13 protein-coding genes are annotated in these 13,819 nt (G+C 65.5%); 4 read left to right on the plus strand and 9 right to left on the minus strand.

The features are described from left to right. Positions 1-21 precede the first annotated feature (21 nt). Together pdxH and FHS03_RS13665 are read left to right on the plus strand one after the other, a co-directional pair. Positions 22-1,212 (plus strand): pyridoxamine 5'-phosphate oxidase, encoded by a 1,191-nt coding sequence (gene pdxH / locus FHS03_RS13660; RefSeq protein WP_183441521.1) that lies wholly within the window; start codon positions 22-24, stop codon positions 1,210-1,212. A gap of 56 nt (positions 1,213-1,268) precedes the next feature. Then, positions 1,269-2,483, plus strand: coding sequence for a class I SAM-dependent methyltransferase (locus tag FHS03_RS13665; protein ID WP_183441522.1), 1,215 nt, complete (start codon positions 1,269-1,271; stop codon positions 2,481-2,483). 4 nt (positions 2,484-2,487) lie between these two features. Here the strand turns inward: FHS03_RS13665 and msrA are convergent, their stop codons facing one another. Then, a complete protein-coding gene (msrA, locus tag FHS03_RS13670; protein ID WP_183441523.1) occupies positions 2,488-3,027 on the minus strand; it encodes a peptide-methionine (S)-S-oxide reductase MsrA in 540 nt (179 codons plus the stop codon). Positions 3,028-3,177: 150 nt separating this feature from the next. Here msrA and FHS03_RS13675 point away from each other — a divergent pair, with 150 nt between their 5' ends. After that, a complete protein-coding gene (locus FHS03_RS13675; protein ID WP_183441524.1) occupies positions 3,178-3,681 on the plus strand; it encodes a flavin reductase family protein in 504 nt (167 codons plus the stop codon). Positions 3,682-3,746: 65 nt separating this feature from the next. Beyond that, positions 3,747-4,931 (plus strand): acyl-CoA dehydrogenase, encoded by a 1,185-nt coding sequence (locus tag FHS03_RS13680; RefSeq protein WP_183441525.1) that lies wholly within the window; start codon positions 3,747-3,749, stop codon positions 4,929-4,931. 70 nt (positions 4,932-5,001) lie between these two features. Here the strand turns inward: FHS03_RS13680 and FHS03_RS13685 are convergent, their stop codons facing one another. The 8 genes from FHS03_RS13685 to fba all read right to left on the minus strand — a co-directional run bounded on the left by FHS03_RS13685 (position 5,002) and on the right by fba (position 13,808). Beyond that, the gene (locus tag FHS03_RS13685; RefSeq protein ID WP_229426208.1) at positions 5,002-5,694 is read right to left on the minus strand and encodes an OmpW/AlkL family protein; all 693 of its coding nucleotides are present in this window, start codon (positions 5,692-5,694) and stop codon (positions 5,002-5,004) included. A gap of 26 nt (positions 5,695-5,720) precedes the next feature. Further along, positions 5,721-7,088 (minus strand): SGNH/GDSL hydrolase family protein, encoded by a 1,368-nt coding sequence (locus FHS03_RS13690; RefSeq protein WP_183441526.1) that lies wholly within the window; start codon positions 7,086-7,088, stop codon positions 5,721-5,723. Between the two features lie 165 nt (positions 7,089-7,253). Further along, on the minus strand, positions 7,254-8,768 hold the full coding sequence (locus FHS03_RS13695; RefSeq protein ID WP_183441527.1) for an alpha/beta hydrolase family protein: 1,515 nt from the start codon (positions 8,766-8,768) through the stop codon (positions 7,254-7,256). Between the two features lie 217 nt (positions 8,769-8,985). Continuing rightward, positions 8,986-10,068 carry an L-threonylcarbamoyladenylate synthase gene (locus FHS03_RS13700; protein ID WP_229426209.1) on the minus strand — a complete coding sequence of 361 codons (1,083 nt, stop codon included), beginning with the start codon at positions 10,066-10,068 and terminating at the stop codon, positions 8,986-8,988. After that, positions 10,065-11,258 (minus strand): 5-(carboxyamino)imidazole ribonucleotide synthase, encoded by a 1,194-nt coding sequence (locus FHS03_RS13705; protein ID WP_183441528.1) that lies wholly within the window; start codon positions 11,256-11,258, stop codon positions 10,065-10,067. The genes FHS03_RS13700 and FHS03_RS13705 overlap by 4 nt, the downstream gene beginning before the upstream one ends. Before the next feature lie 4 nt (positions 11,259-11,262). Further along, complete coding sequence (gene purE, locus FHS03_RS13710) at positions 11,263-11,763, minus strand: 5-(carboxyamino)imidazole ribonucleotide mutase (protein WP_183441529.1); 501 nt, start codon at positions 11,761-11,763, stop codon at positions 11,263-11,265. A 2-nt stretch (positions 11,764-11,765) separates the two neighbouring features. Continuing rightward, entirely contained in the window at positions 11,766-12,662 is an 897-nt protein-coding gene (locus FHS03_RS13715) for a phosphoribosylaminoimidazolesuccinocarboxamide synthase (RefSeq protein WP_183441530.1), read from the minus strand. 81 nt (positions 12,663-12,743) lie between these two features. After that, a complete protein-coding gene (gene fba, locus FHS03_RS13720) occupies positions 12,744-13,808 on the minus strand; it encodes a class II fructose-bisphosphate aldolase (RefSeq protein WP_050411383.1) in 1,065 nt (354 codons plus the stop codon). Between the last annotated feature and the right edge of the window lie 11 nt (positions 13,809-13,819).

A 13,819-nucleotide genomic window follows, 5' to 3' on the forward strand; every position in this document is an offset into this window, starting at 1 on the left:
AACTCAGCTAACGAGAAAGCCATGAACGATAAACTGTTCGACACGGCGCCCGGCTTCGATCAGCCGATCGCCGTCCTCAAGCACTGCCACGACCGCATCCGCAAACAGCTCAAGACCCTGGACAATCTGCTGGCCCACCTGCCCAGCCATGGCGCCGACGCCGCCGCCCAGCAGGCCGCCCAGTCCGTGCTCAATTACTTCAACAAGGCCGCCCACCTGCACCACCAGGACGAGGAGCAAGACCTGCTGCCCATGCTCGACGCCAATGCCCAGGGCGAGGACGCCGCCCTGCTGCTCAGCGTGAAGCCGCACATTCTGGCGCAGCACCAGCAGATGGAAACGGATTGGCATATAATCAAATCACAACTTGATCAGATTGCCAACGGCTCAGCGGCCCAGTTATCGCGCGCCGATGTCGAGCGTTTCAGCGGCATCTATGCCGGCCATATGGCAATCGAGGAAGAGCAGCTGGCGCCGATGGCGAAACGCCTGTTCAGCGCCGCGCAGATGCAGATCCTGGGCGAGGCCATGCAGCGCCGCCGCGGCATCGGCCAACAGACGCCGGCCGCCGGCGGCATCGCGCTGGCCGATCTGCGTCTCGATTACGGCCGCGCCAGCCTGTCGGAAGACGATACGCTGGCCGACCCGATCGCCCAGTTTGCCAAATGGTTCGACGAAGCCATGAAGGCGCAGGTGAGCGAGCCGAACGCCATGAGCGTGGCCACGGCCAGCAAGGATGGCCGGCCCAGTTCGCGCATCGTGCTGATCAAACAGTACGACGCGCGCGGCTTTACCTGGTACACCAATTACGAGAGCCAGAAAGGCCATGAGCTGGCGGACAATCCGCAAGCGGCTCTGCTGTTCTTCTGGCGCGAACTGGAACGCCAGGTACGCATCGAAGGCCGGGTGGAAAAAACCTCGGCCGAGGACAGCGACACTTATTTCTACAGCCGGCCATTGAAGAGCCGGTTGGCCGCCATCGCTTCGGCGCAGAGCATGCCGGTGGGCAGCCGCGAAGAGATGGAAGCCAAGTATGCGGCCGTGGAAGCGGCCAGCGGCGAACAGCCGCAGCGTCCGGCGCACTGGGGCGGCTACCGCCTGGTGCCCGAGCGCGTGGAATTCTGGCAGGGGCGCCAATCGCGCTTCCATGACCGGATCGTGTATACGCTGCAAGCGGACGGCAGCTGGAGCAAGGAGCGCATCCAGCCCTAATACAATAGGCCGTGTCCCGGCGCAGTGTCGTTGTGATCGTACTAACGGAGGTTATCTTGTTCGTACAAAGCCGACTCAGCGCCTGGACCGCAGGCATCCGCCAGCAAATCACCCTGCCCTTGCGCATCGAATTATGGAACGGGCAAGCCTTCGACTTTTCCAGCGAGGCGCCGCGCGTCACCATCCGCATTCCCAACCCGTCGGCCGCGCGCTACCTGCTCTCGCCCAGCCTGTCCAACCTGGGCACGGCCTATGTGGAAGGGGCGATCGAGGTCACGGGCAAGGCCAAGGACATGATACGCATCGTCAATGCGCTGGCGCATTCGACCCTGCATTCGGACGGCAAGCTGTCGCGCATCGTGCGCCAGTTCACGCACAGCCGGAAAAAGGATGCGCAAGCGATCCGCTACCACTACGACGTCTCCAACGAGTTCTACCAGCAATTCCTCGATCCGCGCATGGTGTACTCCTGCGCCTATTTCGAGGGCGGCGAGGAAGACCTGGCCAGCGCCCAGCTCAAGAAGATCGACCACATCCTGGCCAAGATCCGCCTGCAGCGCGGCCAGAGCCTGCTCGACATCGGCTGCGGCTGGGGCGCGCTGGTGATCCGCGCGGCGCAGAAGTATGGGGCGCGCTGCGTCGGCATCACCCTGTCGGAAAACCAGTACGCGCTGGCGCGCGAGCGGGTGGCCGAGGCGGGGCTGGAGCATCTGGTGGAAATCCGCCTGCAGGATTATCGCGATGTGCGCGGCAGCTTCGACCGCATCACCAGCGTCGGCATGTTCGAGCATGTGGGCGTCAAGCATCTGGCCGAATACTTCGCCATCATCCACCGCCTGCTGGCCGACGATGGCGTGGCCATGAACCACGGCATCACCAGCACCGATCCCGATAGTGGCGAAACGCCTTACGGCGGCGGCGAGTTCATCGACAAATACGTGTTCCCGCAGGGCGAGCTGGCCCATCTCGGCCAAGTGCTGAAAGCCATGCAGCAGGGCCAGCTCGAAGCCTACGACGTGGAAAACCTGCGCCGCCACTACGCCAAGACCTGCGCTATCTGGACCGATAATTTCGAGGCGCGGGCCGAGCAGGTGAAAGCCATCGCCGGCGACAAGCGCTTCCGCATCTGGCATGTGTACCTGGCCGGCTGCGCCTACGCCTTCGACCAGGACTGGATCAGCCTCTACCAGATCGTCTGCGGCAAGGCCGGCCGCCACCCGCAGGCGCTGCCATGGTCGCGCCGCTATATGTATGCGGCGGATCTGGCTTGAAGGGCTATTTGAGGTATTTGGTATAAGTCTTGCGGAACTTGGCGACCTTGGGCGCGACGACGAAGGCGCAATAGCCTTGCAGCGGGTGCTGGGCGAAATAGTTTTGGTGGTAATCCTCGGCCTGGTAGAAAGGCTGGGCCGGCGACAGCTCGGTGACGATCGGCGCGTCCCAGACATGGGCCATTTCCGCGATCACCTGGCGCGCCGTGGCTTCCTGCTCGGCCGACTGGTAATAGATCACCGAGCGGTACTGGGTGCCGACATCGTTGCCCTGGCGGTTCAGGGTGGTGGGATCGTGGATGGTGAAGAAGATTTCCAGCAGCTCGCGGTAGCCGATCACGGCGGGATCGAATTCGACGCGGATCACCTCGGCATGCCCGGTTTCGCCGCTGCACACCTGCTCATAGGTCGGCTCCGGCTGCTGGCCACCCGTATAACCGGACACCACCTTTTGCACCCCGCGCACCTCCAGGTACACCGCTTCCGTGCACCAGAAACAACCCCCGCCCAGCACGGCGGTTTCGCTGGCCCCCGTTATTGTCATACCGCCCCCTGGCTATTCAGTACCATCCGCTTACTGTAACGCAAAGCGCCGCAAGCTGCATCCGCAATCGCGTGTGATGACTCATGCCGCTCCCGGTTTGTGCTGCCGGGCGACAAATTTGGCATAATGGCAGAAAGATACGGGTCCTCCATGAATACACGCTCCCCCCGCGCCGCAACGCGCGAATTCGATAGCGGCCAATTCCGCCAAGCACTGGGACAATTCGCCACCGGCGTCACTGTCATTACCACGCGCCTGGCCGACGGCAGCTTCCGCGGCCTGACGGCCAGTTCCTTCAATTCGGTCTCGCTGGAGCCGCCGCTGGTGCTCTGGAGCCTGGCGACGGGCGCCAATAGCCTGCCGATTTTCAGTGGTAACTCCCATTATGTAATCAACGTGCTCAGCGCCGAGCAAGGCCATCTGGCCAAGCTGTTTTCCACGCGGGGCGAAAATCCCTTCGGCGTGGCCGAGTTCGAGCTGTCGCGCACTGGCCAGCCCGTCCTGACAGGCTGCTCCGCCTGGTTCGAGTGCCATAACCGCAGCCGCTATCCAGAGGGCGACCATGTCATCTTCGTGGGCGAGGTCGAACACTGCGAATTTTCCCCCCAGCCGCCCCTGGTCTTCCATGGCGGCCAGTTCCGTGGACTGCGCTAGAATAGCGTTCTTTGCAAGCAGTCTAGACAAGCTATATCAACCATAAAGAGAGAGACGGAATCACGATGAGCCAAAGCAAAGCCCAATTCCACTGGGACGATCCCCTGCTGCTGAACGAGCAGTTGACCGACGACGAGCGCATGGTGCGCGAGGCGGCGGCCGCTTATTGCCAGGACAAGCTGGCGCCGCGCATCCTGGAAGCCTTCCGCCACGAGCAGATGGATACCTCGATCTTCCGCGAAATGGGCGAACTGGGTCTGCTGGGTCCGACCATTCCCGAGCAATATGGCGGCCCGGGCCTGAACTATGTGGCGTATGGCCTGATCGCGCGCGAAGTGGAACGCGTCGATTCCGGCTACCGCTCGATGATGAGCGTGCAATCCTCGCTGGTGATGGTGCCGATCTATGAATTCGGCAGCGAAGCCCAGCGCCAGAAATACCTGCCCAAGCTGGCCACCGGCGAATGGATCGGTTGCTTCGGCTTGACCGAGCCGAACCACGGTTCCGATCCCGGTTCGATGATCACCCGCGCCAAGAAAGTGGCGGGCGGCTATTCCCTGACCGGCGCCAAGATGTGGATCACCAATTCGCCCGTGGCCGACGTCTTCGTGGTCTGGGCCAAGGACGATGAGGGCGCGATCCGCGGCTTCATCCTGGAAAAAGGCATGAAGGGCCTGTCGGCCCCGGCCATCCACGGCAAGTTCGGCCTGCGCGCCTCGATCACCGGCGAAATCGTGATGGACGAAGTGTTCTGCCCGGAAGAGAACGCCTTCCCCGACATCCGCGGCCTGAAAGGCCCGTTCACCTGCCTGAACTCGGCCCGCTACGGCATCGCCTGGGGCGCGCTGGGCGCGGCCGAAGATTGCTGGCACACCGCGCGCCAGTACGTGCTGGACCGCAAGCAATTCGGCCGTCCGCTGGCCGCCAACCAGCTGATCCAGAAGAAGCTGGCCGATATGCAGACCGAGATCACCCTGGGCCTGCAAGGCTGCCTGCAACTGGGCCGCATGAAGGACGCCGGCACCGCCGCCGTCGAGATCACCTCGATGATGAAGCGCAACTCCTGCGGCAAATCGCTGGACGTGGCGCGCATGGCGCGCGACATGCTGGGCGGTAACGGCATTTCGGACGAGTTCGGCATCATCCGCCATATGGTGAACCTGGAAGTGGTCAACACCTATGAAGGCACGCACGATATCCACGCCCTGATCCTGGGCCGCGCTCAGACCGGCATCCAGGCTTTCCAGTAAGCGCCTGCGATCCCAAAAAAATACCCGCCGCGGCATAACGCCGAGGCGGGTATTTTTACGTCGGCCGGACTTAGAACTTATACGTCACGCCCAGGCTGACGGCCAGCGGGTCGAGACGGGCTTCCATGGTCTGGCCGGTGGAGAAGCTGGCGGTGGTCTTCAGCTTGGTCTTGATGATGCCGATGTCCGCGCCCCAACGGTCGTCGATGCGCAGCGAGGCGCCGATCTGGAAGCTGGCGGCGAACTTCGACTTCAGCGAGAAGGTGGTGCCGGGACCGCCCGTGTTGAGCAGCGCCGTCAGCTGGGCCGAGCCGCGTTCCTTCTGGAAGTAGGCATAGGTCAGGCCCAGGCCCACATAGGGACGCAGGCGCGCGTTCGGCTCGAAGAAGCGGTACTGGATCAGGGCCGTCGGCGGCAGCACTTCGGAGGTGCCGAGCTTGCCCGAACCGGCGATCGAGCCGGCCGCCAGCAGGTCGTGCTTGTAGGGCACGCCCAGGTCCAGCTCGGCCGAGATATTGTCGGTGAGCATGCGGGTGATGTTGAAGATGGGCTTGGTGTCCGCCGCCACATCGGCCTTCGATTCCGGCAGGGCCGGCGCGCTCACATTGCCGCTCTCGACTTTCGGCGTGATGCGGTTGACGCCGACTTTCAGGATCCAGTCGCCGGCCGACTGGGCCGAGGCGGTGGACGCGGCGCCCAGGGCGACGCTGAGGACGGCAGCCTGCGCCAGCACGTGGGCGGCGCGATTCATGGTTTTTTTCATTTTGTCTCCAGATCTCTCGTGATGGATTACAGCCAGCCTTTAACCGTCATCTTCTGCGACACATAGCGCGCCAGCAGGAAGTAGTTGAACGGGGTTGGATGCACATCGTCGGCATAGGAGTAATGGCTGACGTCGCCCGCGATCAGATTGCTGGCGTTGCAGCCCAGGGAATTGCCCAGCGGGTTCTTGCTCGCGTCGCAGGCGGTATCCTTCACATTGGTCAGACCATACGGGCCGGGATTGGTGGCCTGGTCGTGGCTGACGGCAAACACGTCGACCACCAGCACCTTGCTTTCGCTGGCCAGACCGGTGTTCAGCTGGTCGTTGAAAGCTTTCACCATGGCGTTGATCAGGGTCTGGATGGCCGCCGGTTTCGACAGGCCGGCCGGGGTATTGGCCACGTCCGGGATATTGTTTACCACCACGTAGTTGGCGCCGTTGCCGACGACCTGGGTTTTCACCAGGGCCACCAGCTCATTGGCGGCGGTCGCCATGGCCGTCACCAGCGTCGGGCCGGTGGCGGTCACGTAGTCGGCGCCGGCCTTGGCGCCGGCGGCCTCGCCATCGGCCTTGGCTTTCAGCGCCATCGGGCCATACACGGCAGGCGCGGCCACGCCGGTATTGCCGGCCGTGACGGCGGCCGTCACGGCCGCGGTGAGCACGCTGGCGTCGGTGTGGCCGGGACGCACGCTTTCGGCCGCCAGCGCGGCGCCGATGGCTTGCGCGGCCGTGGCCGGATTCGGGGCGCCGGCCGCCAACTGGGCGGTCAGGCTGGCGCCGAAGGCCTTGGCGCCGGCCGCCGCGCCAGCCGCCTTGGCGCCCGCGTCGAGTTCGCCCAGGCCCACCAGCAGGTCATTGCCACCGGTCATAATCAGCACCAACTCCTTGCCGCTGAACTTGCCGCCCGTCACGGCCAGGTGGTTCTTCACCTGCTGCACCGTGGGCACGGTCAGGGCGCCCAGCGCGCTGCCGGTGGCCTTGTGGCCCTTGCCGATCGGATTGGTGACGCGCGAGCCGCCCTGGGCGTAGCCGAAGCAATTGGAATTGGTGGCGATGGGCACCGAGAAGCCCTTGCTGGCGTCGCCGTCCAGGCCGGTCATGGCCGGGCATGGCGCGGGCAGCTTGAGCTGGGCGGCCATCAGCTCGGTCCAGTTCTTGCCGGTCAGCGCGGGATTGACGGCCGTGTTGTCGCCGTTGATGGTGAAGGTGCCGCCGCCGATGGCCTTGACGGTGCCGACGCGGTAAGTGCCGACGTCGGAGAGGCTGTCGCCGAACGATACCTGGGATGCAAACTGGACCTTGTTATTCTGTTCGCCGGGGCTGGGGCTGCTGCCTCCGCAAGCGGCCAGGACGGCCGCAGCCATTGCAGCAAGTGCAAGCTTGGTAATGCGCATTAATGTCTCCTTGTGTGTTTTATAGTACGGACGTGCTTTTCGCCGTACATTTAATATGCCAGCACGCCAATGCCAAGCACAAGGAGAATTTTGTAAAAAGAACAGTTTTGTTGAAAATGCCGAACTCGGTGCCGAGCGGCCATACCAGGAGTAATCCAGCAAGATTTACTTCAATTCAGCCGTAATCTTGTCGAAGAAGGCGCGCGCGGCCAGCAGGCAGAAAGGCGCGGCCAGGCGCGCATGGTAGCGCTCGGCCACCGCCTCGTCCGGATTGCGCCCCTCTTTTTGCGCCTGCTGGCGCACGGCGGCCTGGTGGCGCGCGAAACCCTGGCGGTAGAGACTGTACTCATCCTGCTGGGCCTGGGCTTCCAGATCGAGCAGGACCGGCGCCGCGCCCTGGGCGCGGAAATAGCTGGCGGCGGCCGTGGCGTTATAGAAGGGCACGGCCGGATCATGCGCGGCGCCGCACAGCAGCAGCGGGCTTTGCGGCCGGTAATTGCGCAAATCGTTTTTCAGCATCCAGCGCCGCAGATTGTTCTGGCTGGGGCAGGCGCCCGGCGTGGCGCTGCAGGGATGCTCGGCCATGTCCTGCAGATAGGCCGCGCGGTAACTGCTGCGCACCAGATGCGGGTCGGCGAAATACGGCCGGCTGCCGTCGGCCTGGGGCTGCGAGTCGCTGGCGAACAGGGCGCGCGCGGGCAGCTTGCCGCGCTTGAACAAGTCTTCGCGCGTCAGGCTGCCCGGCAGCAGGGTTTCGATGCCGCTGGCGTACTGGCTCTCGTACAGCTCGCCCGGCGTGGCATAGATGGCCGCGCCCGAGCGCTGGGCCGAGGTGCCGATCAGCGGCAGGTAGACGGTGATGCCGGCGTTCGGCTTGCCGGCGAAGACATCGTCGGCCATCTGCGCCATCGCATACGGGCCGGACAGGCCGGCGGCGGCCGTCACCTGGAATTCGCCGCCATATTCCTGCTGCATGGCGCGCTGGGTGGCGAGCGTGACGAAGCCGCCCTGCGAATAGCCCGCCAAGAACAGGCGCGGCGCGGCCTGCATCTTCAGCTTGGCCAGCGCGGCGCGGCTGGCGCGCAGGGCGTCGGCCATATCGGCCGACTGCTGCTCGGCGTTCAGATAGGGATGGTAGGGCAGCGACGAGCCTTCATAGCCGGCGTAATTGGGCGCCACCACGATATAGCCCTGGGCCGTGAACATGGCCGCCACCAGGCGCGCTTCGCCGCGCAGGCGGGCCATATCGTGGCTCTTGGAGATCGAGGTGCCGTGCGCGTACAGCAGCAGCGGGCGCGGCCCCTTGCAGAGGCTGTCGCGGCCGGAGGGCAGGATCAGGGCGGCGCTGGCGTCGGTGGCTTCGCCGCTGCCGCCCACGGTGCGGTAGCGCACGGTATACGTGGTGATGGTGCAGCGCGGCTGGCCGATGGCCTGGCCGGCGTCCTCCCCTGCCCGGTCGAGCAGCTGGGACAGCAGTTCCGGTTCGATGCGCTTGGCACTGGAGAACGGTCCCATCTCGATGCGCGCCAGGGTCGGCCCCGCCAATAGCGCGCCGCGCTCGACACGCTCGACGCGCGCGGCATAGGGCTGGGAGCCGGCCGATTCCGCGGCGCCGGCGCATGGCGCCAGCAGCGCGGCAAACAGCGGGAAGAGGGAGAACAGCCGCGGCGATCGGAACATACAGCCTCCATGCGCAAGCCGCAGGCGGCGGGAGAGGCAGGCGGCACGCTGGCCGCCGCTGCGGCAGGAATGATGCGGAAACCTGATCCGTCACCGGTACACGGCTGGGCTTCCTTGCATAAGCATACTCCTGCCGTTGAGCTGTCAGCGCATGAGCTGCGCGCGCCGTTGCGAACACGCACTTGACGCGCGCCGCCACGCCGGGCGGTGTGGCGCTTCAGGCTTGCAGGAACTTGTCGATGGTGCCGGCGGAGCCGAAAGCGGCGCGGCGCAGGCGGTCGTTGACGCCCAGCCAGGCTTCGCCTTGCGGCGGTGCTTCGACCAGGATCAGGTCGGCCCCGGTCTGGTCCATGGCGCGCAGGGCCGCGTACAGGCCGTAGGCATAGCCCACCGGATCGCCCGGCAGGGTCGCTTGCGCACCACCGAGGGCGATGGCCGAATAGTGGATGACGGCCACCCGGCGTTGCCGCGCTTGCAGGGCGGCCAAGGTTTCCACCACGGCAGCGCCGGCAATCAGGGCCACCGGTGCTTTCGGCGCATAATGCGATTCCAGCGTGCCGGAAGCGCGCGGCGCGCTCTGGTCGGGCAGGCCCGGCATCTGGCCGATGACGTCGGCGATCTGCTTGGCGCTGATATGGCCGGGACGCAGCAGCACCGGGCCGTGCGTGGCCAGGCGCGACAGGTCGAGGATGGTCGATTCGATGCCGACCTGGCTGGAGCCGCCGTCCAGCACGGCGGCGATGCGCGCGCCGTTACCGGGAGCGTTACCGTTACCGTTACCGGGACCGGGACCGGAACTGACCTCGCCGTCGAACTCGTCGCGCACGTGCTGGGCCGTGGTCGGGCTGACATTGCCGAATTTATTCGCCGACGGCGCCGCCACCCCGCCCTTGCCGCCCTTGAAGGCCGACAGCAGGGCCACCGCGACCGGATGCGATGGGCAGCGCAAGCCCACCGTATCCTGGCCGCCGGAGACGGCGTCGGGGATATGGCTGGCGCGCTTCAGGATCAGGGTCAGCGGGCCGGGCCAGAAGGCCGCGACCAGGGCGTGCGCCTCGGCCGGAATCGCGCTGGCCCAGTAGGACAGGTCGGCGCCCGGCGCCAGGTGCACGATGACCGGGTGGTCGTTGGGACGGCCCTTGGCTTCATAGATGCGGGCCACGGCCGCCGGGCTTTCGGCGTCCGCGCCCAGGCCGTACACGGTCTCGGTCGGGAAAGCGACCAGGGCGCCCGCTTCCAGCGCCCGCGCGGCCGCCGCGATGGCGGCCTGGTCCAGCTCGTTCATGGAACTGCCACTCATGGCGCGATGCCCAGGATCAGGCAGGCCGCGTGCAACTGGTCCTGCGCCTCCTCCAGCGTGGCCGCGATAAAGGTCAGGTGGCCCATCTTGCGGCCGCGGCGCGGATCGTCCTTGCCGTACAGGTGCAGGCAGGCGCCCGGCAGGCCCAGGATGCGGTCCCAGGCCGGCTCGCGCGGCTGCTCGCTATCGCCCTCGAACCAGATATCGCCCAGGATGTTGAGCATCACGGCCGGCGAATGCTGGCGCACCTCGCCCAGCGGCAGGCGCGCCATGGCGCGCACCTGCTGCGCGAACTGGCTGGTGACGCAGGCGTCGATGGTGTAGTGGCCGCTGTTGTGCGGACGCGGCGCCATCTCGTTGACCACCAGGCTGCCGTCGGCCAGCACGAAGAATTCGATGCACAGCACGCCGACATAACCCAGTTCGGCCACGATGGCGCGCGCCGCCGCCTGCGCCTTGGCCGCGCATTCGGCCGTGATATTCGGGCCTGGCACGGTGGTGGTGAACAGGATGCCGTCGCGGTGCACGTTCTCGGCGATCGGATACACCACGGACTGGCCGTCGGCGCCGCGCACGGTCAGCACCGACACTTCATAGGCCAGCGGCAGCATCTTCTCCAGCAGGCAGGTGACCTGGCCCATGGCGTGGAAGGCGGCGTGCAATTCCTCGCGGCTGCGCACGCGCACCTGGCCCTTGCCGTCATAGCCCATGCGCACGGTTTTCAGGATGCCGGGCAGCAGCTCGTCGCCGACGCTGGCGATATCCGTTTCGGAGGAAATCACCTTGTGCGGCGCCGGCAGCACGCCCGACTTCGCGGCGCAGCCGACGAAGAAGCGTTTTTCCGCGATGCGGTCCTGGGCCACCGACACGCCATGGGCGTCCGGCGCGACAAAGACTTGCTGTCCCAGGCGCGACAGGCTGTCGGCCGGCACGTTCTCAAACTCGGTGGTGACGGCCACGCATTGCGCGGCCAGCGCATCGAGGCCGGCGGCGTCGCTGTAGCCGGCTTGCACCAGGCGCTGGGCGACCTGCCCGGCCGGGCAGTCGCGCGCCGGTTCCAGCACGGCCACCTGGTAGCCCATGCTTTGCGCGGCCTGGGCGAACATGCGGCCCAATTGGCCGCCGCCCATAACCCCCAGCCAGCTTGGCGGATTGGCTGCCAGCGGGGAAGAAGACTTCGGAGTACTCATTACATTATTCAAGCGGTAAGGTCATGGCCTTGGCGGCTGCGGTCTGCTGGGCGCGGAAAGCTTCCAGCTGGGCCGCGAGGGCGTCGTCGGTGGCGGCCAGCATGGCCACCGCCGTCAGGGCGGCGTTGGCGGCGCCCGCTTCGCCGATGGCGAAGGTGGACACCGGCACGCCCTTGGGCATCTGCACGATGGACAGCAGCGAGTCCTCGCCGCGCAGGTATTTGGACGGCACGGGCACGCCCAGCACCGGCACGATGGTCTTGGCCGCCACCATGCCTGGCAGGTGGGCGGCGCCGCCGGCGCCGGCGATGATGGCGCGCAGGCCGCGCGCGCGCGCGCTTTCGGCGTAGGCGAACATTTCGTCGGGCATGCGGTGGGCCGAGATCACTTGCGCCTCATGCGGCACGCCAAACTGCTTGAGCATGGCGACCGCGTGCTGCATCACGTCCCAGTCGGAGGACGAACCCATGATGATGCCGACCAGCGGCTTGTTCTGCTCGGTCATGCTTACACCTTCAGCTTCTCGCCGGTCAGGCGTTCGATGGCTTCGAAATACTTGGCCTGGGTTTTATTGATGACGTCGGCCGGCAGGGCGGGTGCGGGCGGCGCCTTGTTCCAGTCTTTCAGGGTTTCCAGGTAGTCGCGCACGAACTGCTTGTCGAAGGAAGGCGGCGACATATCCGGCGCGTAGGAGTCGGCCGGCCAGAAGCGCGAGGAGTCGGCGGTCAGCACTTCATCCATCAGGTGCAGCACGCCGTTGTCGTCCAGACCGAACTCGAACTTGGTGTCGGCAATGATGATGCCGCGCGTGGCCGCGTAGTCGGCGGCGGTGCGGTACAGTTCGATGCTGATGGCGCGCATCTGGGCGGCCAGGTCGGCGCCGATGCGCTCTTCCATTTCAGCGAAGCTGATGTTCTCGTCGTGTTCGCCCAAGTCGGCCTTGGCGGCCGGGGTGAACAGCGGCTCCGGCAGCTTGTCGGCCTGGCGCAGGCCGGCCGGCAATTGAATGCCGCAGATGCTGCCGGTGGCCTGGTAATCCTTCCAGCCCGAACCGATGATGTAACCGCGCACCACCGCTTCCACCAGGATCGGCTTCAGGCGCTTGGCGACCACGGCGCGGCCTTTGACCTGCTCCACCTCATCGGCGGCCACCACGGATTCCGGCGCCACGCCGGTCAGGTGGTTGGGCACGATGTGGCCCAGTTTTTCGAACCAGAAATCGCTCATCTGGTTCAGCACCATGCCCTTGCCGGGGATCGGTTCGTTCATCACGACGTCGAAAGCGGACAGGCGGTCGGTAGTGACGATCAGGATCTTGTCGTCGCCGACGGCGTAGTTGTCGCGGACTTTGCCGTGGCCCAGCAGGGGCAGGGATTGGATGGAGGATTGGTAAAGGCTGTTCATAGCGGGGGAAGGTCGGGATAAGCGAAACTAAGGAAACCAAGCAAAACCGGCGGGAAGGCCCGCCGGTCGAGGGAGTGTTACTTACTTCACAATCTGGGCCAGTTGGCCGGCCTTGTAGCGTTCGGCCATTTTTTCCAGCGGCACCGGCTTGATCTGGCTGGCGCGGCCTTCGCAACCGAAGGACAGGAAGCGCGCCTTGCAGATTTCCTCGGCGGCGGCACGGGCCGGCTTGAGGAAATCGCGCGGGTCGAACTTGGATGGGTTCTCGAACATGTACTTGCGCACGGCGGCGGTCATGGCCAGGCGGATATCGGTGTCGATATTGATCTTGCGCACGCCGTGACGGATGCCTTCCTGGATCTCTTCGACCGGCACACCGTAGGTTTCCTTCATGTCGCCGCCGAATTCGCGGATGATGGCCAGCAGGTCTTGCGGCACCGACGAGGAACCGTGCATCACCAGGTGGGTGTTGGGGATGCGCGCGTGGATTTCCTTGATGCGGTCGATGGCCAGGATGTCGCCGGTCGGCTTGCGGGTGAACTTGTAGGCGCCGTGCGAGGTGCCGATGGCGATGGCCAGGGCGTCGCACTGGGTGCGCTCGACGAAGTCGGCGGCTTGCGCCACGTCGGTCAGCAGCTGTTCGCGGGTCATGGTGCCTTCAGCGCCGTGGCCGTCTTCCTTGTCGCCCTTCATGGTTTCCAGGGAACCGAGCACGCCCAGTTCCGCTTCCACCGTGACGCCGATGGCGTGCGAGAACTTCACGACTTCACGCGACACTTCCACGTTGTACTCGTAGGAGGCAACGGACTTGCCGTCGGCTTCCAGCGAGCCGTCCATCATCACCGAGGTGAAACCGGAGCGGATCGCGGCCATGCAGACCGCCGGCGACTGGCCGTGGTCCTGGTGCATGACGACCGGGATGTGCGGGTAGGCTTCGACGGCGGCGTCGATCAGGTGGCGCAGGAAAGCTTCGCCGGCGTATTTGCGGGCGCCAGCCGAAGCCTGCATGATGACCGGGCTGTTGACCGCGTCGGCGGCAGCCATGATGGCCTGCACTTGCTCCAGGTTGTTGACGTTAAAGGCTGGCAGGCCATAACCGTGTTCGGCGGCATGGTCCAGCAGCTGGCGCATGGATACGAGAGACATGGTAATACTCC

Origin of the sequence: Pseudoduganella violacea (assembly GCF_014191875.1) — a bacterium.
GTDB lineage: Bacteria > Pseudomonadota > Gammaproteobacteria > Burkholderiales > Burkholderiaceae_D > Rugamonas > Rugamonas violacea_A.

Coding starts and splice junctions, on each gene's coding strand:
- FHS03_RS13700 (WP_229426209.1), bottom strand. CDS start 10,068: ATGAGTGGCAGTTCCATGAACGAGCTGGACCAGGCCGCCATCGCGGCG.
- fba (WP_050411383.1), bottom strand. CDS start 13,808: ATGTCTCTCGTATCCATGCGCCAGCTGCTGGACCATGCCGCCGAACAC.
- FHS03_RS13715 (WP_183441530.1), bottom strand. CDS start 12,662: ATGAACAGCCTTTACCAATCCTCCATCCAATCCCTGCCCCTGCTGGGC.
- purE (WP_183441529.1), bottom strand. CDS start 11,763: ATGACCGAGCAGAACAAGCCGCTGGTCGGCATCATCATGGGTTCGTCC.
- msrA (WP_183441523.1), bottom strand. CDS start 3,027: ATGACAATAACGGGGGCCAGCGAAACCGCCGTGCTGGGCGGGGGTTGT.
- FHS03_RS13685 (WP_229426208.1), bottom strand. CDS start 5,694: ATGAAAAAAACCATGAATCGCGCCGCCCACGTGCTGGCGCAGGCTGCC.
- pdxH (WP_183441521.1), top strand. CDS start 22: ATGAACGATAAACTGTTCGACACGGCGCCCGGCTTCGATCAGCCGATC.
- FHS03_RS13675 (WP_183441524.1), top strand. CDS start 3,178: ATGAATACACGCTCCCCCCGCGCCGCAACGCGCGAATTCGATAGCGGC.
- FHS03_RS13695 (WP_183441527.1), bottom strand. CDS start 8,768: ATGTTCCGATCGCCGCGGCTGTTCTCCCTCTTCCCGCTGTTTGCCGCG.
- FHS03_RS13680 (WP_183441525.1), top strand. CDS start 3,747: ATGAGCCAAAGCAAAGCCCAATTCCACTGGGACGATCCCCTGCTGCTG.
- FHS03_RS13705 (WP_183441528.1), bottom strand. CDS start 11,258: ATGAGTACTCCGAAGTCTTCTTCCCCGCTGGCAGCCAATCCGCCAAGC.
- FHS03_RS13690 (WP_183441526.1), bottom strand. CDS start 7,088: ATGCGCATTACCAAGCTTGCACTTGCTGCAATGGCTGCGGCCGTCCTG.